Annotated in this window: 21 protein-coding genes and 1 pseudogene; 20 read left to right on the top strand and 2 right to left on the bottom strand. The window is 45.3% G+C overall.

Annotated features, from left to right (window positions below; all coding sequences use genetic code 11):
- Nucleotides 1–2: 2 nt before the first annotated feature.
- The 5 genes from ACUUJN_RS21815 to ACUUJN_RS21795 all read left to right on the top strand — a co-directional run bounded on the left by ACUUJN_RS21815 (nucleotide 3) and on the right by ACUUJN_RS21795 (nucleotide 3,716).
- Nucleotides 3–491 carry a PspC domain-containing protein gene (locus ACUUJN_RS21815; protein ID WP_023990239.1) on the top strand — a complete coding sequence of 163 codons (489 nt, stop codon included), beginning with the start codon at nucleotides 3–5 and terminating at the stop codon, nucleotides 489–491.
- Nucleotides 491–1,195: a PspA/IM30 family protein gene (locus tag ACUUJN_RS21810; protein WP_023990238.1), complete on the top strand. Its 705-nt coding sequence runs from the start codon at nucleotides 491–493 to the stop codon at nucleotides 1,193–1,195. Before ACUUJN_RS21815 ends, ACUUJN_RS21810 begins: the two co-directional genes overlap by 1 nt.
- Nucleotides 1,196–1,344: 149 nt before the next feature.
- On the top strand, nucleotides 1,345–1,992 hold the full coding sequence (gene liaF, locus ACUUJN_RS21805; protein ID WP_023990237.1) for a cell wall-active antibiotics response protein LiaF: 648 nt from the start codon (nucleotides 1,345–1,347) through the stop codon (nucleotides 1,990–1,992).
- A gap of 16 nt (nucleotides 1,993–2,008) precedes the next feature.
- Entirely contained in the window at nucleotides 2,009–3,088 is a 1,080-nt protein-coding gene (locus ACUUJN_RS21800) for a sensor histidine kinase (protein ID WP_023990236.1), read from the top strand.
- Nucleotides 3,066–3,716, top strand: coding sequence for a response regulator (locus ACUUJN_RS21795; RefSeq protein ID WP_013372995.1), 651 nt, complete (start codon nucleotides 3,066–3,068; stop codon nucleotides 3,714–3,716). Before ACUUJN_RS21800 ends, ACUUJN_RS21795 begins: the two co-directional genes overlap by 23 nt.
- Nucleotides 3,717–3,791: 75 nt before the next feature.
- Here ACUUJN_RS21795 and ACUUJN_RS21790 read toward each other — a convergent pair whose 3' ends face one another.
- Nucleotides 3,792–4,256, bottom strand: coding sequence for a hypothetical protein (locus ACUUJN_RS21790; RefSeq protein ID WP_484668924.1), 465 nt, complete (start codon nucleotides 4,254–4,256; stop codon nucleotides 3,792–3,794).
- A gap of 246 nt (nucleotides 4,257–4,502) precedes the next feature.
- On the opposite strand from ACUUJN_RS21790, the gene ACUUJN_RS21785 reads away from it, so the two are divergent.
- From ACUUJN_RS21785 to ACUUJN_RS21775, 3 genes are all read left to right on the top strand, one after another.
- Nucleotides 4,503–5,267, top strand: coding sequence for a YwmB family TATA-box binding protein (locus ACUUJN_RS21785; protein WP_484668923.1), 765 nt, complete (start codon nucleotides 4,503–4,505; stop codon nucleotides 5,265–5,267).
- Nucleotides 5,268–5,454: 187 nt separating this feature from the next.
- On the top strand, nucleotides 5,455–7,011 hold the full coding sequence (gene zwf / locus ACUUJN_RS21780; RefSeq protein WP_484668922.1) for a glucose-6-phosphate dehydrogenase: 1,557 nt from the start codon (nucleotides 5,455–5,457) through the stop codon (nucleotides 7,009–7,011).
- A 308-nt stretch (nucleotides 7,012–7,319) separates the two neighbouring features.
- Complete coding sequence (locus ACUUJN_RS21775; RefSeq protein ID WP_013311888.1) at nucleotides 7,320–8,900, top strand: peptide chain release factor 3; 1,581 nt, start codon at nucleotides 7,320–7,322, stop codon at nucleotides 8,898–8,900.
- Between the two features lie 151 nt (nucleotides 8,901–9,051).
- On the opposite strand, the gene ACUUJN_RS21770 is transcribed toward ACUUJN_RS21775, so the two are convergent.
- Nucleotides 9,052–9,285 carry a small acid-soluble spore protein SspI gene (locus tag ACUUJN_RS21770; protein ID WP_016819939.1) on the bottom strand — a complete coding sequence of 78 codons (234 nt, stop codon included), beginning with the start codon at nucleotides 9,283–9,285 and terminating at the stop codon, nucleotides 9,052–9,054.
- Nucleotides 9,286–9,445: 160 nt separating this feature from the next.
- On the opposite strand from ACUUJN_RS21770, the pseudogene ACUUJN_RS21765 reads away from it, so the two are divergent.
- From ACUUJN_RS21765 to ACUUJN_RS21710, 12 genes and pseudogenes are all read left to right on the top strand, one after another.
- Nucleotides 9,446–10,111, top strand: a pseudogene (locus tag ACUUJN_RS21765) (potassium channel family protein); the annotation flags it as partial.
- A 75-nt stretch (nucleotides 10,112–10,186) separates the two neighbouring features.
- Nucleotides 10,187–10,975: an RNA methyltransferase gene (locus ACUUJN_RS21760; protein ID WP_316244181.1), complete on the top strand. Its 789-nt coding sequence runs from the start codon at nucleotides 10,187–10,189 to the stop codon at nucleotides 10,973–10,975.
- Nucleotides 10,976–12,035: 1,060 nt separating this feature from the next.
- Complete coding sequence (locus ACUUJN_RS21755) at nucleotides 12,036–13,475, top strand: 6-phospho-beta-glucosidase (RefSeq protein WP_484668921.1); 1,440 nt, start codon at nucleotides 12,036–12,038, stop codon at nucleotides 13,473–13,475.
- 277 nt (nucleotides 13,476–13,752) lie between these two features.
- Nucleotides 13,753–14,583, top strand: coding sequence for a BglG family transcription antiterminator LicT (gene licT / locus ACUUJN_RS21750; RefSeq protein WP_023990227.1), 831 nt, complete (start codon nucleotides 13,753–13,755; stop codon nucleotides 14,581–14,583).
- 250 nt (nucleotides 14,584–14,833) lie between these two features.
- On the top strand, nucleotides 14,834–16,723 hold the full coding sequence (locus ACUUJN_RS21745; protein ID WP_340857766.1) for a beta-glucoside-specific PTS transporter subunit IIABC: 1,890 nt from the start codon (nucleotides 14,834–14,836) through the stop codon (nucleotides 16,721–16,723).
- 220 nt (nucleotides 16,724–16,943) lie between these two features.
- Nucleotides 16,944–18,434 (top strand): alanine/glycine:cation symporter family protein, encoded by a 1,491-nt coding sequence (locus ACUUJN_RS21740; protein ID WP_340857767.1) that lies wholly within the window; start codon nucleotides 16,944–16,946, stop codon nucleotides 18,432–18,434.
- A gap of 185 nt (nucleotides 18,435–18,619) precedes the next feature.
- Nucleotides 18,620–19,225, top strand: coding sequence for a bifunctional transcriptional activator/DNA repair enzyme AdaA (locus ACUUJN_RS21735; protein WP_076264892.1), 606 nt, complete (start codon nucleotides 18,620–18,622; stop codon nucleotides 19,223–19,225).
- The gene (locus tag ACUUJN_RS21730; RefSeq protein ID WP_028541407.1) at nucleotides 19,206–19,748 is read left to right on the top strand and encodes a methylated-DNA--[protein]-cysteine S-methyltransferase; all 543 of its coding nucleotides are present in this window, start codon (nucleotides 19,206–19,208) and stop codon (nucleotides 19,746–19,748) included. Before ACUUJN_RS21735 ends, ACUUJN_RS21730 begins: the two co-directional genes overlap by 20 nt.
- Complete coding sequence (locus tag ACUUJN_RS21725; protein ID WP_264454549.1) at nucleotides 19,738–20,553, top strand: SPL family radical SAM protein; 816 nt, start codon at nucleotides 19,738–19,740, stop codon at nucleotides 20,551–20,553. The genes ACUUJN_RS21730 and ACUUJN_RS21725 overlap by 11 nt, the downstream gene beginning before the upstream one ends.
- Before the next feature lie 62 nt (nucleotides 20,554–20,615).
- Nucleotides 20,616–21,233, top strand: coding sequence for a DNA-3-methyladenine glycosylase family protein (locus ACUUJN_RS21720; protein ID WP_023990221.1), 618 nt, complete (start codon nucleotides 20,616–20,618; stop codon nucleotides 21,231–21,233).
- Between the two features lie 19 nt (nucleotides 21,234–21,252).
- Nucleotides 21,253–21,942 (top strand): DNA alkylation repair protein, encoded by a 690-nt coding sequence (locus ACUUJN_RS21715; RefSeq protein ID WP_023990220.1) that lies wholly within the window; start codon nucleotides 21,253–21,255, stop codon nucleotides 21,940–21,942.
- A 70-nt stretch (nucleotides 21,943–22,012) separates the two neighbouring features.
- Nucleotides 22,013–23,608, top strand: coding sequence for a response regulator transcription factor (locus ACUUJN_RS21710; protein WP_264454550.1), 1,596 nt, complete (start codon nucleotides 22,013–22,015; stop codon nucleotides 23,606–23,608).
- Nucleotide 23,609: the final 1 nt, after the last annotated feature.

Raw genomic sequence — 23,609 nt, 5'->3', positions numbered from 1 at the left:
TAATGACCCGAATTTACAGATCAAGCCGGGATAGAGTAATAACAGGTGTATGTGGCGGTCTTTCTGACGCAACAGGAATGGACTCAACATGGATTCGTATTCTGGTTGTGATCAGTTTCTTTATTACAGCAGGAACCACATTTATGATTTATGTGATTGCGGCACTGGTTATCTCCAAGGAGCCGAGATCTCCTTTCGATGGAGGATTTGGCCCTGACAGCGGACCCTATAATCAACAGGACCCGCGCTATTATGGCAGTAACAATACAAGATCGCAGTATGGGCAGGGAACTGGTTACAATCAGGGCGGCGCATACGGCAATTCGAACCCGTTTTTTGGTCAAGATGCCCGCAACTCATCCAAATTTAACACAGGTCAGAACAACGACTTGGATTCCATGATGGAAGATATTGAGAAAAAGGCAATGAAAAAAGAATTGGCAGAGTTACGCAAAAAAGTAGAGCAATTCGAGAAGGGAGATCGTAAATAATGGGGATCTTTAAAAGAATGAAGGATATGACAAGAGCATCGGTGAATGAAGTGTTGGATAAAGTGGAAGATCCGATTATTATGTTGAATCAATATTTGCGCGATATGGAGGCGGAAATTCACGAGGCTGAGGTAACGGTTGCCAAGCAAATGGCGAATGAACGACGTATGAAACAGCGTTTGGAGGAAGCGGTACGTGTATCCAATGAGCGTGAGAAGCAAGCCGAATCCGCATTACGAAATGGTCAGGAAGAAGTAGCGCGCAAGCTGTTGGGAGAGAAGATTTATTTTGTGCAGAAGCAGGACGAATACCGCGACTTGCATACACAAGCTGAGCTTCAAGCAAAAGAATTGGTACAACAGCTTCACGACATGAAAGATGAATTCTATAAAATGCGCAACAAGCGCAATGAGTTGGTATCCCGTGCTCAAATGGCGAAAGCCAAAAAGCAAATGTCTCAAATCAATAGTTTGCACACGATTGAAAGTGGGTCTGCTTCATTGGGCTTCCACCGTATGGAAGAAAAAATCATGCAAATGGAAGCTGAAGCTGACGTACTGCGTGCTCCTTACCGTCAAGCTCCAGGAGAAGCATATATTAATCCAGCTGAGGCTGAAAAACAGTTTAAAGTGGATGAGCAGCTTCAACAGCTTAAGTCCAAAATTCAGACAGGTGCTAAACCAGTCGATATGAAGAAGGACTGACTACTCGGAAACAAGACATTATGATATGCTGTATGGAATGGACATTGGTCGATGATCGTGCTCAATCTGTATGGTCCGGGAAAGCCATATGGCGGAATGTCGCGCCACTATGGCTTTTCCGTCCTGTATAAACATAAAGGGGGTGCAGCATGGAGAGAAAAAAATCAGCCTTGGCACTGGCAGGAATTGGCATCGGGATTATCATTTTATTCGGTCAGTGGATTGGGTTCCTCTCCGTGGTTGCACTGATCCTAATGTTGGCCGGAATATATAAGATCCGTAATTCCAAAATCAAAAAAGGTTACACGATGCTCGCGATTGGTGCTGGACTGTTAGTGCTGGATCATTTGTTCCTGTTTGTGGTAGTTACACTAGCATCATTAGCTGTATTTTATTCACGTTCAAGGAAGCTGCATAAAGGTCAAAGCTCCATATTCAAGCACAATTTTATATCCAATCATAAATGGGATGAAGTGCCTTGGAGTCTGCGCAGCACAAGCATATGGCATGTGGTTGGGGACGTGGATGCTGACCTGACGTTGGCTCTCCCAGAGGAACGTGAGTCCGTCATATTTCTACAAGGGATCTTCGGTGACATTGACATCACGTTACCGGATAATTACGGTGTAGAGGTGGAGATGCTCGTATTGTTCGGACAGATTCAGTTTGACCGGGATCATGAGGCGGGGATGCTCAATCGACTGGTTTGGAAGTCTCCTCATTTTGAGCAGAGTGAGTATAAAGTGAAGTTTGTCGTTTCGTACTTGGCGGGCGATGTCCGCGTCCGATTTTATTGAATCAGGAGGAGCCGGGATGAATCATAAAAAAACGTCCAACATGGTAACCCGCAGTATGGGTGAAGGTATCCTCCTGTGTGTTGTTGTGGGCGTAGTTGTCTTTTATATGCTGTATACATATGGATATGTGAAGTCGTTCCCAACCTGGGGCATGATATTGAAAGTTGCAGGAGCCGTTATACTGGTGTTAATTGGTACAGGGGCAATGTACGGATTTTATGAGAGCTACCGCTTTAAAAGCAGATTGGAAATGTTGAGAGAGACGTTGCTGATGTGGGAAAAGGGAACTCCTGCACGTGAGTTGCCGCCCCTAGGGCATGATGAGCTTGGCAGGCTGGGAGAGCAGCTGGAACGGATCGGGCGTAAATGGCAGGAACAAGTTACGTCTTTACAACGCTTATCCACGGATAATGCTCAGTTGGCAGAACAGGCACGGATGACTGCGATTGTGGAGGAGCGGCAGCGGCTGGCCAGAGAGTTGCATGACGCTGTATCACAGCAATTATTTGCTATTTCAATGACGGCGACGGCTGTGGGGAGGACGCTGGATAAGGATTTTGATAAAGCGCAGCGTCAAGTTGCGCTAATTGAAGAAATGTCTTCCGTGGCACAATCCGAAATGCGGGCGTTACTACTTCATCTGCGGCCTGTCTATCTGGAAGGAAAACGGCTTGAGCAGGGTTTGCGTGATTTGGTACAGGAGTTGCAGGCAAAGGTACCGATGGAGATTGATTTTGAGATTGAAAGCGGAGTACAGTTGGTTAAAGGCATTGAGAACCACTTGTTTCGTATTGTTCAGGAAGCGATGTCTAATACATTGCGTCATGCCAAAGCAACCCGCATGGAAATTCGTATCGTGCAACGCCCGGATTCCATCAGGCTGACGATTCGGGATAACGGTATTGGTTTTGAACTGGATGAGAAAAAGCAGACTTCATATGGATTATCCACAATGCAGGAGCGGGTCAGTGAAATTGGGGGAGCTATTCAATATATAACGGCACCAGGAAAAGGAACACGGATCGAGGTGTCCGTGCCAGTTATTAATGATGAAAGCGGAAGGAACGATGATCATGGAAACGGAATTACCGATTAGCGTACTGCTGGTAGACGACCATGAAATGGTACGGATTGGTCTTGCGGCGGTGCTGGGGACGGAAGAAGGTATTGAAGTGGTCGGCGAGGCCGGAAGCGGAGAAGAAGGCATACGGTTGGCTTCCGAATACAAGCCAAATGTCATTTTGATGGATCTGGTCATGGATGGCATGGATGGCATCGAAACGACACGCCAAGTAACTCGTCTGCTTCCAGAGACAAAGGTGATTGTGCTGACGAGTTATTTGGACGATGAGAAAATGTATCCGGTCATTGAGGCAGGGGCATTCAGCTATTTGCTCAAAACGTCTCGTGCTTCCGAGATAGCGGATGCGATCCGTGCAGCTGCACGCGGACAGTCCGTACTAGAGTCACAGGTGGCCTCCAAGATGATGAATCGATTTCGCCAGCCACAGGCTGAGGCACCCGCGCATACGGAACTGACTGATCGTGAGATGGAGGTGCTTCGCCTGTTGGCACAAGGGAAGTCTAATCAGGATATCGCAGATGAGCTGATTATCGGGATTAAGACGGTAAAATTCCATGTCACGAACCTTCTCGCTAAATTAGGAGTGGAAGACCGTACACAGGCGGCGATCTATGCCTATAAGAACGGATTAGCAGAGTAGAATGTAGAATAAACGAATACAAAAAACCGGAGACGACAATAGTCCTCCGGTTTTTTGTGTTACATAACAAGGTGTTTAGATCAGGAGGAATAAAAAGGCGATTAAAGCCAGATCTAGTGCAAGCCCTGCCCCGTATCCATATCCGCCGTACCCACCGCGATAGCCTGCTCTGCCATTTCCATAACTACTATAGCCATTTCCAGCAAATCCGCCTGTGTCATAAGGAAAGGATGGACTCAGAGGTTCGTTAGGCGGCTTAATTAAGGCATTTAGTTTGGCAGAGGTACGAGCTTTGTTTTTAGGATTCCTTTTTTTCTTTTTAGAGGAATTCTTTTTTGGGGATTGTTTTCCTTTGTTACTGTAGCTCCCGGCGTAGAGACTGCCAGGAAAGGAGGGTGGATATCCGTTCAACATCAGCTTGCCTTTGCTACACCCACTTAAGATGCCGATGTGTCGTGTACCATCACGCATAACGGCACAGACCAGACGTCCACCATGAGGTGCCACATTGGCTTCATTTACAGGATAAATCGGAAACATGATTTCACCTCTTTTGGTGTAAGATGCATTGTGATCATAGTCTATTCTTACGGTGCCTACGATGTATGGTCGAACACCCAGTAGGCAGATGAATATTTTATAAGGGCTTTGCCGTAGCTGTGTGTATAAAACCTTTGACAACGGGAATGCTATTGATAGATTCATAGATTTCAAACCAGCCGAAAAAGAAAGTAAACAGAGCGTAGGTGTGGGAATCGGATGGTTGTGGAGCGGGGGGGAACGATAATGTTAAAAGCAGAGCTGATTAAAAAAGGGATTATTGCAATTTTGGTATTAGGAACGGTGCTGGTACTGGCTGGCTGGCGCTACGGAACCCTTCAGACAAACCGATATGATTCCCGCGAAGCAGAAACGGCTTTACGTTCATTGTTAAACATCTCGGACCAGGCCCCGGGTACGTTGGATAAGCTAGTTGTGAAGTGGCAAGGCGATTGGATTTCTAACCATGAAGAGCCGGCAGATGTGGCGGCACAGATAGCCGATCAGCTGAATATACCCACAGTAAACAAACTCGTAGAAAATGGACACACGGTTTATCGTTCTGTTCGTCATAGTGAGGATCTAAGAATCCGCTTAAATGTGATGGAACGTCAAACTGGACAATGGTATGTAGTTGTTCAACTGGAGAGTAATAATGCAGGACGTGAGCGGTTGATTCAGCTTCATAAGCTTTGTGCTGAGCAATTAAAATCTATGGGGATTCAAGCGCAGTGGAACACAGCCCTTCAGCGTTCGCTGCATACAAAGGCATCCAAAGATCAACTGTTGAAACTGACAGAGGCGAGCTTAGCAGAGAACATCTCCATGCAGGCCAAAGAAAGATATACGGATGCGACTACTGTGGCTATATCCTATGAAGCTCCAGAGCTGCCGTTAATGATTCAAAGCGGTGAGCATCAGGTCCAGATGCAGATGGCTGTACATGAAGATAGGGAGCAGCAGAATACACGTATAACGCTCGGTTTCCCGCTCATCACGATTGAATACTGACTTATAAGGTAAATTTATGATTCATCGGATAGCTTATCCATGTAGGATATGATAAAATATCATCAAATCTTTAGTTCCATGTTTTTCGAAAATCAAGTATGATCTTGTATAAATATACACAATACTACATGCGGATTTCGGGGATTGTGGATTGCGGAATCTTGACATGGGAAGAATGAGGTACTTCATGGCTGACATACCTGCTAAAGAATCTGTTGTGACGCAAGGCGCAGTTCTGTTTATTTTTGGCGCTACGGGCGATTTGGCTCGTCGCAAGCTTTTTCCTGCTATTTACAGCTTGTACCGCGAAGGCAAGCTTGCTGAAGATTTTGCCGTTATTGGTGTAGCAAGGCGTCCGCGCACAGAGGAAGAATTCCGTAATGACCTGTATGCTTCCATACAGGAGTTTAGTCGCTACAAAGCAGAAAATGATCAAGAATGGCAGGCATTTGCCGAGCATTTTGAATATAAATCGCTGGATATCAACAATGTCGAAGGGTTCCATGAGCTGAGACAGCAGACGGAGTCTATAGAAAGCAAGTTTAACATACCGGGAAATCGGTTGTTTTATTTGGCCTTGGCTCCTGAATTATTCGGAAGCGTGTCGAAGAGCTTGAAAGATGGCGGCATGATGGATGGAAAAGGCTGGAATCGCCTAGTAATTGAGAAGCCATTCGGTTATAACCTCGAATCTGCACAAGAATTGAACGTTGAAATACGAGAAGTATTTGCCGAAGAAGAAATTTATCGGATTGATCACTATCTTGGTAAGGAAATGGTACAAAATATTGAGGTGATCCGCTTCGCGAACGCCTTCTTTGAACCACTGTGGAATAATAAGCATATTGCCAATGTGCAAATTACGCTTAGTGAAACGGTAGGGGTGGAGGAACGCGGAGGTTACTACGATCATTCCGGCGCCTTGCGGGATATGGGACAGAACCATATGTTGCAAATGCTAACGATGATTGCGATGGAACCACCTAGTCGTTTGTTGCCTGAGGATATCCGTGATGAAAAGGTAAAAGTGCTGCGTTCGCTGCGCCCTTTTGAAACGTCTGAGGATGTGAAAACCAATGTGGTACGTGGCCAATACACCGAAGGCAGTTATCGCGGCCAGCAGTTGACGGGGTATCGCCAAGAAGACAAGGTAGATCCACAGTCGAACACAGAGACTTATTTTGCTTCACGCGTGTTTGTTGATAATTTCCGTTGGGCTGGCGTACCGTTCTATATTCGTACGGGCAAACGTCTCCCTGTAAAAACAACGGAGATTGTTGTGGAATTTAAGAGCATGCCAACGAACGTGTATCTCGGTCAAAAGCATAAGCTAGAACCGAACTTGCTCGTGATTCGGGTCAATCCAATGGAGGGCATTTACATTAAAATTAATGCCAAGAAACCTGGTTCCGAATCAGATATTGAACCGCTGGCTATGGATTTTTGCCAAAGCTGTATGGTGGGTATCAACTCACCGGAGGCTTATGAACGATTGCTGATGGATGCGATTGAGGGTGATTCGACGTACTTCACGCGTTGGGATGAGGTTGCCACGGCATGGGGATTCGTCGATCGAATCGCCAAGGCATGGCAGCAGACCCCAGATACGCTGGAAACCTATGCTGCAGGCTCATGGGGACCGGAAGGTGCTCACAAGCTATTGGAGCAGGATGGCTTCAAGTGGTGGCCGGTTAGCGGTCAGGATGAAGATAATGTCATCTGGCGAGTAGGCGGCGTTCAGTAATCCCGATTTGTCCTGCATCCCCCTATGTCCTGTTCAGGACGTAAGGGGATGCTTTGCGTTCGGAGTGTGCTATAATAGCTTAGTCTCAGGTTTTCGGTTTGCAACTGATTATAAGTTAAAGGCAGGCTAAAACATGTAAATTGATCGTATTTATAATGAATATGGTAACGGAGTGCGCCGAATACTGGAGCTAATGGCAATATAGCCCATAGAGCCGATGAACTTATGAAAACAGGCGTGCGTCATGGCCTTTTTATGAATAGCTTGAGCAGTAATGCAATGGATTTGATCATGAAGGGATATGTGAAATGAGTAAAACAACAGATATACTTCAACAGGAAGTCGACAAACGGCGTACGTTTGCGATTATTTCTCACCCGGATGCGGGTAAAACGACACTGACGGAAAAGCTGCTGCTGTTCGGGGGCGCGATTCGTCTTGCTGGTTCAGTTAAAGCGCGTAAAGCAAGCAAACACGCCACGAGTGACTGGATGGAGATTGAAAAACAGCGGGGGATCTCTGTAACATCCTCAGTAATGCAATTTGATTATAATGGTCACCGCATCAATATTCTGGACACCCCAGGTCACCAGGATTTCAGTGAAGACACGTATCGTACATTAACAGCAGCAGATAGTGCAGTCATGCTGATTGACGTAGCGAAAGGTGTGGAAGCGCAAACGATTAAGCTGTTTCAAGTTTGTGCGAAGCGTGGAATTCCGATTTTCACCTTCATTAACAAACTGGATCGTGAGGGACGCAGTCCTTTTGATTTGATGGAGGAGCTGGAGCAGGTGCTTGGCATCCGTTCGGTGCCTATGAATTGGCCGATTGGTACAGGACGCGAGCTGTGTGGTGTCTATGACCGTGTCAAAAATCAGGTCGAGCTGTTTCAGGGAGATGACCATTCCACGATCAAAGTACAAAAAGTGGAAGATTACAATGATCCAATCATTCGTGAGATGGCGGGCGAATATTTGCATGACCAATTATGCCAAGACTTGGAGTTGCTTGACGTCGCGGGTGATCCTTTTGACATGGAAAAAGTACAGCGTGGAGAATTAACACCTGTATTCTTCGGCAGTGCGATTAATAATTTTGGTGTACAAACATTTTTGGAAAACTTCCTTCAGCTTGCTCCTAAACCGGAGCCGCGCCGTAGTACAGCTGGGGAAATTGAGCCAACAAACGAAAAGTTTACCGGCTATGTATTTAAAATTCAAGCGAACATGAACCCGGCTCACCGTGACCGTATTGCATTTTTGCGTATTGTCTCCGGTAAGTTTCAACGCGGGATGAGTGTTAAGCATGTACGGATGGGCAAGGAGATTAAGCTGTCTCAGCCACAGCAGTTCCTGGCACAGGACCGTGATATTGTCGAGGAGGCTTTTCCTGGCGATATTATAGGATTGTTTGACCCGGGTATTTTCCGTATTGGTGATTCACTCAGCCAAGGTAGCGAGGTTGTGTTTGATGAATTGCCGACCTTTTCGCCTGAGATTTTTGCCAAGGTAACGGTGAAAAATGCCTTGAAGCACAAGCAGTATCTGAAGGGTATTGACCAGTTGACCGAGGAAGGTATGATTCAGGTGTTCCGTACGGTAAGCTTTGACGATACGCTACTAGGTGTTGTCGGTCAACTGCAATTTGAAGTATTTGAGTACCGCATGAAGGGTGAATATGGCGTTGATGTACAGCTTCAGCGTATGCCATTCCAATTTGCACGTTGGATTGTGGATGATCAGATTGATCCGAGCAAGTTCCGTATTAACTCTACGCTGGTAAAGGATAAGAAGGGCAATTATGTTGCCTTGTTCGAAAACGAGTATGCCATGCGTACGGCTATGGAGAAAAACCCGACAGCTAAGTTTTTGGAAATGGCTCCATAAGATTGAGTATGCAGAACCGTTAGATCTCAGTCATTTAGTGTATACAACGAATAGTCCACTCGATGTTAATGCGAGTGGACTATTCTCATTTTAGAATACGGGTAAAATAATGAGCACAATTAAATCGGAACAAAAAGTTAAATAGCTAGAGCTAGGTTAAAGGTACGGGTTTGATTTTATCGATTTGTTCATGTGCCAAATGGACGAAATCGTGCTGCTGGTTTGGACTCATATGCTTCCAAGCAATTTCAAGAATGACACCCAATCCAGGCAAAGCGGCCTCCGGTCCGTCCACTGACCCAATAATCATGTCCGTAAGATCAGCTTCTGATTTGCCGTGTACTTTGTGAACAATTGCTTGTCGTAAATCCATTGTAATGGGCATGTGTACCTCCCGTATGTTGTAGTAGTGGTCGAATGTATTATGGCTTGGGCTGTTGTCCAGTATACATGGAGAAGCATTTGGCATAAGTATGTCAAAATTTATGTTTGTAGCATGATATGCTATACTATGACGGACAGTATGGTGATCGGGAGGTAAAGAAGGAATGGCAAAAAAACAGTATGCGGTCATTGGTATGGGCCGTTTTGGTTCCAGTGTTGCCAGTGCGCTGAGTGAGATGGGTTTTGATGTGCTGGCTATTGACTCGGACGAGCAGCGTACACAGGAAATGTCGAATATTGTGACGCATGCGGTATCTGCCGACTCGACGGATGAGGAAGCGCTGCGAGCGCTGGGTATCCGTAATTTTGACGTAATCGTAGTTGCGATTGGCGAAGATATACAGGCCAGTATTCTGACGACATTGATTCTCAAGGACATGGGCGTACCAGCTCTTGTGGTCAAGGCACAAAATGAATTGCACGGGAAAGTGCTGCAAAAAATAGGTGCGGATAAAGTCGTTTATCCTGAACGGGATATGGGGTTACGGGTAGCTCATCATTTGACATCTCCCAACATTTTGGATTATATCGAGCTGTCCAAGGACTACAGTATTTTGGAGATGAGAGCCGCCGATTCCATGATTGGCAAAAACCTGAAAGAGCTAGACATACGTGCACGCTTCGGCTGCAATGTGATGGCGATTCGTAGAAATCAGGAAATGAACATTTCACCTTATGCCGAAGATCGTCTAGAGCCGGGTGATGTACTTGTCATTGTGGGCCACAAGGATGATCTGACCAAGCTGGAGCTGGCATTCGCAGCCTAATGAAGGCTGATGTTCAAGTACAAGTGATGCATCATTTATTTTAAGAAACGGACAAAGAAACGGAAGGTTAAACGAATGGAAATCATTTCACCGAATAATGCGCGTGTAAAAGAGTGGGCGCAACTGCTGGAGAAAAAGCATCGCACACGGCAGCATAAATATATTGTCGAGGGTATTCATCTGGTGCAGGAAGCGCTGCGTTCGGACGCGGCTGTCGAAACCGTCGCCTATGATTTGGACAAGGGCATTCCCGCCGAGCTGAATGGCCTGGATCCAGCCGACCAGCCGGTGGAATGGGTTCCCGTGTCAGCGGCGGTCATTGCAAAATGCACCGATACGAAGACGCCACAGTCGGTCTTTGCCATCGTGCGTAAGGAGGAGCGCAGCGCATTCCCGGTATTGCTGGAGCAGCCGGATGCACTGGTGATGGTGCTGGACGGGGTACAGGACCCCGGCAATGTAGGCACCATCATCCGCAGCGCGGACGCTGCTGGAGCCGCAGGCGTAATATTGGGTCATGGCTGCGCCGACCTGTACAATCCCAAAACGATCCGCTCCACGATGGGATCGTTGTTTCACCTGCCAGTGATTGAAGGCAGTCTGGAGGAGCTTTTACCGCAGGCCAAAAGTAAAGGTGCCCGCTTGCTCAGCACCTCACTGGATGCGAGCTTGTCATGCTATACCATAGATTTGCGTGCTTCCACTTGGCTTGTGATCGGAAACGAAGGCCAAGGTATTTCTGTTGCTACCGCGCGCATGGTGGATGAGTCGGTATTCATTCCGATGCAGGGGCAAGCGGAATCACTGAACGCAGCGATGGCTTCTACGGTGCTATTATTTGAGGCGATGAGACAACGAAACTAAGAGAATGAACACGGGGCTGCTGGTGTGGTTTATAACATCAAATGGGACTATTTATATTGTCAATTGAGACTAGGAACATCCACGCCTGCACCTGGCCTTTCTTCCGCCCTATAGTCCCAACCTGATCCAGTCGAGGGGCTATGGCTTAAATCCAATGTGGCGAATAACGTGTTTTTTTAGAGGTTTTATAAGATTAAGTTCATGCCGGCCGGTTTATGAAACGAATCAATGAACAACCGCTAGAAACAATTGGTCGGCTACTGGTTAGGTTATGATCTTAATTGCGGTTTATATAGTAACAAATAGAAAGGTATTTGATTATGATATTCATTAACAAAAAAACTATTGATAAGCTAACTGAATCGCATAGAGAACCTAACATGCTTATCTGCTATTCAACTCCTCAAAGCCTTTCGGCTTGGACAAGTCGAGCTATATTACTCCTAAATAATGATAAAATTATTATCCTTTTCCTGAATCTATTTTCCACTAAAGTAGTACAAAAAGTTGAATTTGAAGTAGCTGATTTACAAGAACAAAAATATCATTCCATATATCTGTCTTCTGCAATATGGTCATTTAACAGTAAAGGACAGCATTGGAGGTTCAAGATAATCAAAAAAATTATACCTCTTGGCTCTATGCAAAGGGATTTTCTAAATTTCTTGCAACAAAATATTTTAAATTAGCGATTGAGTAGATCACCGATCTCCGAAAACATGTGCCCTTCCAGACGAAGGCGAACAGCCAGGTATCTTTCGTAAAGTCGTTTATCTGAGGTCTCTTTCATGGTTCTTTTCATTACCCAATAGGCGATTGAAATAATGTTGTTGGTTTGTTAATTGCGTGTTATTATATCAAATGAATTTGACAGGTTCCCAAATCTTTGTTAGAGTTTCAATCAAATACGTATAACCTTTTCATGGGATGTTACCGATAGGGCATAACCTGAATTGGCTTGTTTACACTGCAAGTGTATACAGGCTGGTTTGGGTTTTTTTTATATCCATCACCCACCCTCTAGGAACCCCTTTATCACACATTTGGAAGGAGAACGTTTATGACCAGCTTTATTTTTCCTAAAGACTTTTTATGGGGCGGTGCTCTTGCTGCCAATCAGGCCGAGGGCGCTTATTTGGAAGACGGTAAAGGATTGAGTCTGGTGGATCTGCTGCCTACCGGAGAGAAGAGAAGAAGCATAATGAAAGGGAATGTTCCCTCGCTGACTCCACTTGAAAGCGAATTCTATCCTTCCCACGAAGCCATTGATTTCTATCACCACTATCGCGAGGATATCGCGCTATTTGCAGAAATGGGATTTAAGGCGCTGCGTGTTTCCATTGCCTGGGCTCGTATTTTTCCAACAGGAGAAGACGCTACTCCAAATGAAGCAGGTTTGCAATTCTACGATGACTTGTTCGACGAGTTGCATAAACATGGCATTCAGCCAGTCGTTACCCTCGCTCATTTTGACGTGCCAGTGGATCTGGTCGAGAAATATGGAAGCTGGCGGAGCCGGAAGCTGGTAGGCCTGTTTGAAACCTATGCTAAAACAGTATTCACCCGCTACAAGGATAAAGTGAAATACTGGATGACATTCAACGAGATTAACATGCTTCTCCATTTGCCGTTTCTCGGCGCCGGTCTTGTTTTTCAAGAAGGTGAAAACGTTAAACAGATTCAGTATCAGGCTGCACATCATCAGCTTGTGGCAAGCGCGCTGGCTGTAAAAGCGTGTCACGAGATTATCCCGGATGCCAAGATTGGTTGTATGCTTGCTGCCGGCAGCTTCTATCCGTATACGTGTAATCCCGAAGATGTGTATCAGGGCATGGAAAAAGACCGCGAGTCCTACTTCTTCATTGATGTACAGTCACGCGGCGAATATCCTGGTTATGCGAAGCGCTTCTTCAAGGATCATGGATTAAACATTGAGATGGAATCAGGCGACGCAGCCATTCTGAAAGATCATACCGTTGACTATATCGGATTCAGCTATTATTCAAGCCGGACGACCAGCACAGACCCGGAAATCGTCAAGAACATGACCAGTGGTAATGTATTTGGCTCTGTGGCCAATCCATATCTGGACAAGTCCGAATGGGGCTGGACGATCGATCCAAAAGGATTCCGCATCACAGCCAACCAATTGCATGACCGTTACCAAAAGCCCCTGTTCGTAGTGGAAAACGGTTTTGGTGCCAATGATGTGGTTTCGCCTGAAGGAGAAGTTAACGACGATTACCGGATCGACTATCTCAAGCGGCATATTGCCGAAATGGGTGAGGCTCTTCAAGACGGAGTCGAAATTATCGGTTACACAAGTTGGGGACCTATTGACATTGTCAGCGCCTCCTCAGGAGAGATGAAAAAACGCTACGGTTATATTTATGTGGACCGTGACAACGAAGGCAACGGTTCGTTGAAACGTATTAAAAAGAAAAGCTTCCATTGGTACAAAAACGTAATTCATTCCGACGGCGAAAATCTGGGCGATTAATCGTACCACAAGAAAATAGGATCGGACGTCCCGGGCCCACGGGGATTTCCGATCTTCGTTTCTTCATTGAAAGCGTTGACAATCGTTCCTCTTCGGGCTATACTTGACGCAATTCCATCATTTTTAGGATTGTTACTGCGTAGCAGGCAAAACCTAAGCCACAAATAAGAAGATGTTACAGTCTTGTTTATTTGGCGTGCTTCGGTTTTTTTTCTGTTTACAATAAAGAGGATGGAGCAAGTGTGGCTCTTGCTGGCATATGGAACGGGGGATCGAGATGAACATAGCAAAGGTCATCAACAACAATGTAATCAGCGTCTACCAGACGGACGGTACCGAACTCGTGGTAATGGGTCGGGGGATTGCTTTTAAGAAAAAGCCTGGAGACAAAGTAGACGAAACCAGAATTCAGAAGGTATTTGCCCTGAAAAACAAGCAGACGTCCGATAACTTTAAAATGTTGTTGCGTGAGGTACCGCTTGATTTGATCGTGATTGTGGAGGAAGTCATTAATGATGCCAAGCATAATCTGAACAGAAAGCTGAACGAAAATATTTATGTTTCGCTGACCGATCATATCAATTTCGCTGTTGAAAGATACCGGGAAGGATTGGAAATCAAAAACGCGTTATTGTGGGAAGTCAAGCAGCTGTATAAAGAAGAATTCGCAATTGGTCTGAAAACGTTGGAGCAAATCAAACAAAGGCTCGGTATTGAACTGCCTGTGGACGAAGCAGCTTATATTGCGATTCACATCGTGAATGCTGAAATGAACGAGGAAGTCATTACGACCATGAGTATCACGAAGTTTATCCAGCAAATTATCAATATTGCAAAATATCACTTTAAGGTCGATTTTGACGAGGACTCTCTGAGCTATTTCCGCTTTATTACGCATCTGAAATTTTTCGCTCAGCGCGTATTTAAGGGAAATCACTACGAAAATAACTATGATCATTTGTATGACATGATTAAGGAAAAGCACAAGGAAGCAGCTGCTTGCACAGAGAAAATTGGTGCTTTTGTGCAAAAAGAATACAACCACGAATTGACTAATGAAGAAAAGCTATATCTGACCGTGCATATTGAACGGGTGGTGAATAGATAAGTCGAACTTTTTCGACGAAAAAGGATCAAAAATATATGATTAAAAGTTTTTGTTGACAAATATGGTAGATTAATTATATTATGATAGTAACAGGAATTTAATAAGTTTTAACTGGGATTGTTACTGGTTATGCAGGCAAAACCTAAGTCATGAAAAATTGCGGGAATAAAGTGCCCACCATTTTTCAAGGCTTAGGTTTTTTGTGTGCCTAAATATGTAAAAAGCCCCTTAGAACATGGAGGTGTCCATCATGAGTAATGAAAAACTGGCTAAGGAAATTGTACACCTGGTAGGTGGCGAAAAAAATGTAATATCACTCGTTCACTGCGCCACTCGCCTGCGTTTTGTGCTAAAAGATGAGGCAAAAGCAGACAAGGGAAAGCTGGAAAAAACCGATGGAATTATCACGGTAAAGCAAAGCGGTGGTCAGTTCCAGGTTGTAGTCGGCAACAAAGTACCAGAGGTATATAATGCAATCGGCAAAGTATCCAATATTTTGAATGAAACTGGAAAAGAAGATCATTCAGCTAAAGGCAACAAAGGATTTGGCGCCGTAATCGACGTAATTTCCAGCATTTTTGCACCGTTGCTCGGAGTTATGGCGGGGTCCGGTATTCTGAAAGGTCTGCTGCTGATTGCGAGCAACCTCGGCTGGTTGCTACCGAAAGACACTACCTATATGATTTTGTATGCTGCGGCCGACAGCTTGTTTTATTTCCTCCCGCTCTTGTTAGCGGTTACAACAGCACGGAAATTCGGTGGTAATATCTTCGTTGCCCTGACTATTGCCGGAGGGTTGCTTTACCCGACCATTGTCACGCTAAAAACGGAAGGTACACCTACGGACTTTTTCGGTATTCCTATTGTTATGATGAGTTATTCATCTACCGTTATTCCGATCATTTTAGCCGTCATCGTCATGAGTAAGCTGGAAAAATGGTGCAATCGAGTGATCCATGAGAGCGTCAAAAACTTTATTACACCTTTGATTCTACTCGTAATTATGCTACCTCTAACCCTGATCGTGTTTGGTCCAGTCGGGGTATATGTGGGCAACGCGATCGCTACTGCACTCGTTGCTGCATTTAGCTTTAGTCCGTTGCTGGCTGGAGCAATCCTTGGTGCTTGCTGGCAGTTGCTCGTTATTTTCGGTGTTCACTGGGGGCTTATACCTGTATTTATTAATAACATTGCTGTCAACGGCCGGGATGGCATTAAGCCCGCTGCTTCGGCTTCCGTCTTTGCTCAAACCGGCGCAGCGTTCGGTGTTATGCTGAAAACGAAAAATAAAAAGCTGAAAACGCTGGCGGGTTCCGCTACACTTACCGCTTTATTCGGCATCACGGAGCCAGCAGTTTATGGGGTTACGTTGCCACTGAAACGTCCGTTTATTGCAGGTATTATCGGCGGCGCCGCCGGTGGTGCCATTATCGGTCAAGCGGGAACGCAAGCATTTGCCTCTGGCGCACCTGGGTTGCTGACCTTGCCGATCTTTTACGGCCCTGGTGGACAAGGATTCCCGGGATTGATTTTAGGGATTACCGTTTCATTCCTGGTGTCGGCCATCTTGACTTATATTTTAGGTTTTGAAGATCCAGTTGAAGAAGAGGAAACTACTAACAATTCGGCTAAAGAATCGACCTCTACAGTTGTTGTTTCTAATGAAGAGGTACTCAGCCCAATTGAAGGAACTGTGGTCGCTTTGTCGGAGGTTCCCGATCCTGCATTTGCTTCGGAAGCTATGGGCAAAGGGATCGCCATCCAACCGACAACGGGCAGAGTCGTGGCCCCGTTCGATGGAACCATCACCGTGGCGTTCAAGAAAAAACATGCGCTTGCAGTTGTTTCGCATCATGGCGCAGAAGTTTTGATTCATGTTGGAGTAGATACAGTCAAGCTGGACGGTAAATATTTTACTTCCCATATCAAAGAAGGCGACGAGGTAAAAGCTGGGGATCTACTGCTTGAGTTTGATGTTGAGCAAATCAGGGCAGAGGGTTATCCTACGATTACGCCAGTTATCATTACGAATTCTTCCGAATATACTGAAGTCCTTCCAATCGCTCAAGGAGAGGTAACGGAGCAGGCCCCACTGTTGAAACTGTCTAGTGCTCTGAATGAGAAAGAAAGCATTGCCTAAATGTCTTAAGGACAAGGCTCTGATGATCCATATTCTCGGATCATCAGAGCTTTTTTGTCGTCATTTTATGTAGCTGGTAAGCCCACTTGTAATTGACAATATGTCAATTAAATTAACTTGTACGGGGGTAAAAACTAATCTATAATTTTTTGTAATTATGCAAATTTTCTGAAAACATAGACTGGAAAATCAATTGATTGATCAGGGGGAAATACAAGGAATGTTAGAGCAGTGGGCAGAGGCAGTAAACGGCGTCATTTGGAGCAATCCTGTGGTATATGTCTGTTTGGGTGTGGGGCTATTATTTTCGATCATGACTCGCTTCCTACAAATCAGGCATTTCAAAGAGATGATCCGCCTAGTATTTAAAGGGAAAAGTTCCGAGGCAGGTGTATCCTCCTTTCAGGCCTTTACGATGGCGCTATCGGGGCGTGTAGGGACGGGAAATATTGCTGGGATTGCATTGGCAGTCGGTATGGGTGGACCCGGGGCGATATTTTGGATGTGGGTCATGGCTTTTATCGGATCGGCTACTGCGTTTGTTGAATCCACACTGGCTCAGGTATATAAGGTAAAGCGCGATGGTCAGTACCGAGGCGGCCCGGCCTTTTATATTGAAAAAGGGACAGGCTTTAAATGGTTTGCCGTCATTTTTGCGGTTGCTGCGTTGGTAGCGATGTGTTTACTGATGCCGGGAACTCAATCGAACTCTATTGCCGTAGCTTTTCATAGCTCGTTTGCCATGGATATGAAGGTTTCCGGGATAGTAGTAGTCGTGTTGCTGGCGCTTATCATTTTTGGAGGTGTAAAAAGGATTGCCAATGTGGCTCAGGTTGTCATACCGTTTATGGCACTTGGCTACATCCTTGTCTCTTTTTATATTATGATGACGAATATTACTGCGCTTCCCGATGTATTTTCGCTGATTTTTCGCAGTGCCTTTGGCGTGGATTCTGTGTTCGGCGGTATGGCAGGGACGGCGATTGCCTGGGGCGTAAAACGGGGCATTTACTCCAACGAAGCCGGACAAGGCTCAGGTGCGCATCCGGCAGCAGCCGCGGAAGTGTCTCATCCCGCAAAACAGGGGCTAGTTCAGGCATTTTCCGTGTATGTGGATACCTTTTTAGTCTGTACGTCTACGGCTTTTATGGTCTTATTCACAGGTATGTACAACGTGAAGGGACCTGGTGGCGATTTTATTGTGCAGCATCTCCCGGGTGTTGAAGAGGGAACCCAATATACACAAGCTGCTATTGAATCGGTATTTCCGGGTTTTGGGTCGAGTCTGCTGTCCATTACCTTGTTCTTTTTCGCTTTTACGACCATTATCGCCTATTATTACATCGCAGAAACGAATATGGCCTACCTGGTTGCCGACCGTAAAGCCAAATGGCCCATGTTCGTTCTAAAGCTGGTTATCCTGGGTTCGACGTTCTATGGAACGGTCGTCAAGGAATCGGCGTTGGCGTGGACACTGGGGGATATGGGGGTCGGTATTATGCTTTGGGTGAATCTGATTGCTATGATTCTGTTAGCCAAGCCTGCTCTTCTTGTGCTTAAGGATTACGAACAGCAGCAGAGGCAAGGGCTGGACCCGGTGTTTGACCCGGAGAAGGCAGGTATTTCAAATGCCGAGTATTGGTCAAAGGAATATCAGCCTCCTTCAGATGAGTTGACGATTACCGCCAAACCGAGCAAGCTGCAAGCCTAAATAAGATAGATAAGTAAGATCAAAGGTGGCTCCGCGGGGAGTCATCTTTTTTTCGTTATCTTGCCTTTACATTCCAAGAGGGGTACATATGTTCACTATTTAGTCTATAATTTAGACAGACGGATTTAGAAAAATTCTGCCATAGATATGTGGGGAGGCCACATTGCACAAGAGAGGTGATTTGAATGAGCACATCCGATTTATCCATAACTGACGACAAGTGGAGAGCTATTGTAGAAAACGACAAGTCATATGATGGGGTATTTTTGTACGCTGTGAAGACAACGGGAATATTTTGTCGCCCCTCCTGCAAATCCAGACCTCCCAAAAGAGAGAACATCCGTATATTTAAAACAGCAGAGCAGGCATTGGCCCAGCATTTTCGTCCATGCAAAAGATGTAAACCGACAGGACAACGATTGCCTGATCATGAATGGGTCGCACTGGTTACAGAATACGTGAATTCTAACTATATGAAGGACTTAACATTGCACATCCTGGCTGAGATAAGTCATGGAAGTCCGTATCATTTACATCGTACCTTCAAGCGGATTATGCATCTAACTCCAATGGAATATATACAGCAGACCAGGTTGGAACAAGCGAAGAAGCTGCTCATTTGCTCAGATATATCTGTTGCGGAAGTGGGGGAGAACGTAGGTCTGTCCAATGCACCTTACTTTATTACGTTATTTAAAAAGAATACAGGCTACACCCCATTGCAATATCGCCAACTCAAATCGAAAGCAACACAAAATGGAGGTACACAGCATGGCACAGCAAATAAATAAAACGATCTATTGGTCATTGTTGACACATGAGGATTGGAATTTATATATTGCAGCTACATCGGAAGGACTATGTTATGTAGGTTCGCCCAATCAACCTGTAGAGGAATTGTTTTCATGGGCGGGAAGGCGATTTCCCGGCAGTCCTTTAGTTGAAGAGGATGCTGCTTTACAGCCCTATGCCAAGGAGCTGATTGAATATCTCCAAGGGGAGCGGACCCAATTTACATTGCCCTTTGACTTTCATGGGACTGCGTTCCAGATGGCGGTTTGGAATGCGTTGTGTGATATTCCGTATGGGGAAACAGTATCCTATTCAGACATTGCCAACGCTATTCAAAAGCCAGCCTCTGTTCGTGCGGTGGGGGCTGCCATCGGTGCTAATCCGATTTTGGTCACCGTCCCTTGTCATCGGGTCATTGGTAAAAATGGAGCTATGACCGGATATCGGGGTGGGTTGGACATGAAGGTGAAGCTTTTGCAGCTCGAAAAGGAAAGTGTGGCATCGGTTCAGTATGAAAAATGAGTATTACAAATCCCCCAAGACTCTTTTGAATAAAGGGACAGGTTTTTTGTCAGGGTATACACACTCGTTGAACCCGTATACAGGTTGTACCTTTGGTTGCTCGTATTGCTATGTACGCCAATTGCCAGTCTCCACATTTCGGAAGGAAGCTTGGGGGACATGGGTTGATATTAAAAAACAGGCGGCAGATATTCTTCGTAAGGAGCTTCGCAGAGCCAAGTCCAAAGGTAAAGTCACGATTTTTATGTCGTCAAGCACAGATCCTTATCAGCCTGCCGAGTACAAGGAAGAGGTGACCCGGTCTCTGCTGGAGGTGATGGTGGAGGATCCACCTGATTTTCTCTTTTTACAGACGCGCAGTCCACTGGTACAGCGGGATACCGATTTACTGCTTCGATTGGGGAATCGTGTTCGTGTGAGTATGACTGTAGAAACAGATCGAGAAGATATACGCAAACATTTTACCCCGGAGGCTCCTCCCATCCAGGCTCGTCTCCAAACGCTGCATCTTTTAAGGGAGGCAGGTGTACCGACGCAAGCTACGATTGCTCCGATGCTTCCAAGCAGTGAACATTTTGCAGATAAGCTGTTGCCTCTGGTCAACCGTGTCTGTATTGATGATTATTTTATGGGAGACGGCAGTGGGGGAAGACGAACGCGTAGCTTAAAAATTGGTGCGTTGTACGAGTCATTGGGGCTGGAAGAATGGTATCATCCTGCTGCCTATAAGGCGGTTTATGAACGTTTTCTCCATGTTTTCCCGAAAGAGCAGCTCTATGTGAGCAAAGAAGGATTCGAACCCTGATGTAAAAGCAGTCCATGCCATTGAATCAAGAGTGAGCATATAAGGGGGCAGCGGGAGAACGAATGCAAACCGTAATGACCAAAAACTTTGATTATGGAGAAAAGGAAATCAATTATCTAAAAAACGTAGACACCGTACTTGGTGCAGCGATGACGCAAATGGGCAAGGTAGAACGGATCATCATTCCCGACCTGTTCGCGGCGCTCGTTCATGCGATTGTGGGACAGCTTATATCGGCCAAGGCGGTTCAGACCATATGGGCAAGGATGCAGGAAAAGTTAGGCGTGATCACTCCACAAAATATAGCCGTTCAGACGGCTTTAGATATTCAAAGCTGTGGCATCACCATGAAAAAGGCCACATGTATCCTAAATATAGCCCAAACGATCGAGCAGGGCCTGTTGGATTTACAGGAATTATATGAGCTTTCCGATGCACAGGTGATCCAGAAATTGTCCTCGCTGCAAGGGATAGGACCTTGGACGGCTGAAATGATGCTGATTAATTGTATGGAGCGTCCAGATGTCGTCAGTTGGGGCGATATGGCTATTCGACGGGGAATGATGAAGTTGTACCATCTAGATACATTGACCAAGCAGCAATTTGAGGAGTACCGCCGAGTTTATTCGCCTTATGGTTCGGTGGCCTCTATTTATTTGTGGAGTATTTCATTTCGTTAAGAATCAGGGAGTGGAAACGATGGAGAAAACAATCAGAGAACAGATACTGTCATATGTGGATGCGGATTTTCAGAAATTTACGGCTGCATTGCTTCCGACGATTAATAATGTGCTGGGTGTACGTCTGCCAGTGCTGCGTAAGCTAGCTCAAAATATTGCCAAAGGAGATTGGCGTCTCTACCTGGAGACCGCTGAAAGTGAACACTTCGAAGAAGTAATGCTGCAAGGTATGGTGATTGGTTCTGTAAAAACAGATATAGAGGAAGTTTTGAGTTATACCGCCAAGTTTGTTCCTAAAATTGATAATTGGTCCGTATGTGACAGCTTTTGTGCCGGATTGAAAATCACGAAACATCATAAAGAACGGGTATGGGAGTTTATTCAGCCCTATCTATTCTCCAAGAAAGAATATGAAATTCGGTTTGGTGTGGTTATGCTTCTAAATTTTTATATTGAGGAACAGTATATGAACCGGGTATTTACTTTACTGGATCAGACCCATCGTGAGGATTATTATGTACAAATGGCAGTAGCATGGGCGATATCGATCTGTTATATCAAGCTGCCCGAGGTAACAATGGCGTATTTAAGTCATAATACATTGGATGATTTTACCTTCAACAAAGCACTGCAAAAAATCACGGAATCATATCGGGTGGATCAGGCAACGAAAACGACTATCCGCGGTATGAAGCGAAAAAGAAAATAGGATCGGCTCCCACCTGTAAGTGTTATACTGAAAAAAAATGCGTGTATGAAAACGAACAGGAGGGGAGTCAGTGAATTCGATCCCGCTGGGAGTACTTGTTGTGGATGATGAAACTAGACAGCGTCGAGGTTTGGCTGCCATGGTCAGGGATCTACGTCCCGAATACGAGGTATGGGAAGCCAAGAACGGGAAAGATGCTCTGACCATTTCGTTATCCAAACCGATCCAAATCGTTTTTACAGATATTCAAATGCCGATCATGAATGGACTTGAATATCTTCAACAATTGAGAACATCTGGTCAGCATGAGACCAAAGTTATTTTAGTGACAGTCTACCAGGAATTTAGCTATGCACAGCAGGCGGTGAGGTACGGGGCGAATGATTATTTGGTGAAACCGGTGCAATCGCAGCAGCTCATTGAAGTGATTCAACATATGGAGAAGATCATTGTAGAGGAGCAGGAAGCACTGATTGGGAATCAAACAGCGTTGAATCAGATCGAGCAGAGTATGCCTGCATTTGTGGAGCATTTGTTTAGCAAATGCGTGACAGACAAATTACAGCCTAATGAGAAAATCCTATTAAAGAGTCACTTTGGATGGCGTGGGGTAGGAGAAGTTCTCGCGTTGGGAGCATCGGCGGCCCACCCGGAGGATATACATATGTGGGATTCTCAGCTCCGTAATACGGTTGTTGAAATATTGCGACCTTGGGCGTCTTCTGTCGTGTTTCCACTCGAATCCCGTAAAGACCATGTGGTTGCAGTAGTGAATTGGAAGGATAGGGCTGAAAGCAAGGAGGCCAAAAGCGCCCTTCAAGCTGGACTGAAAAAGTTGGAGCAACAGCAAGCGATTTCAATCTGGTTTGCTTGGGGTCAGCCTTTTGATTTTGATGAAATGCAAATAAACCAATCTCACGAAAAGGCCGTTGGCCTGATCTCCATGCGTTTTTATACACCTCACATCAGATGTTTGAACCTTGTCGTTTCAGATGATGAGCAGCCAGTACAGGAAATGAGCGCACACGAACAAAGGGCCTTTTTTAAATTCATTGAAAGCTCTATCTCTAATGGAGAGCCCGATCAGCTATTGGGTCAGGTGAAAAATTTCATTGGACAAGTGACACAAGGGTATCCTGCACCTGAAGCGCTTAAAGCTAAATTGGTACACCTTCTGTTGGTTAGTTTACAACGGTTAAATATAGGGTGGAGTGAGGAAGTCTACTCACGTTTCTCGGAACGTTTGAACAAAGCTGTCGAAGGGGCAACCTATCTTCGGAATCTTGAGGATGGTGTTGCAACATGGTTAAAAGAGCTGATTCTTGAGCTTCATAGCGGCTCCAAAGGCGAACCCATTATGAACAAGTGCAAGGAATTTCTAGATGCACATCTACATGAAGACCTAAGTCTGGAGATCGTGGCCCGGCGCTTCCACTATAATGCGTCCTATTTTAGCATTCTGTTCAAAAATTATTTTGGGCTCTCGTTCACGGAATATATGGTGAAGCTCAGAATGCAAAAGGCTCAGCACTTACTGCTGCATACAGACGCCAAGGTCGCAGAAATTAGTAGACAGGTTGGTTATAAAGATATCAAATACTTTTTTAAAGTGTTCAAAAAAAACGTAATGCACACGCCGGAAGAATTTCGTAGGAAATTCAACTGAT

Source organism: Paenibacillus sp. LRG-1 (assembly GCF_057220305.1).
This window is presented reverse-complemented; position numbering and strand designations above follow the sequence as displayed.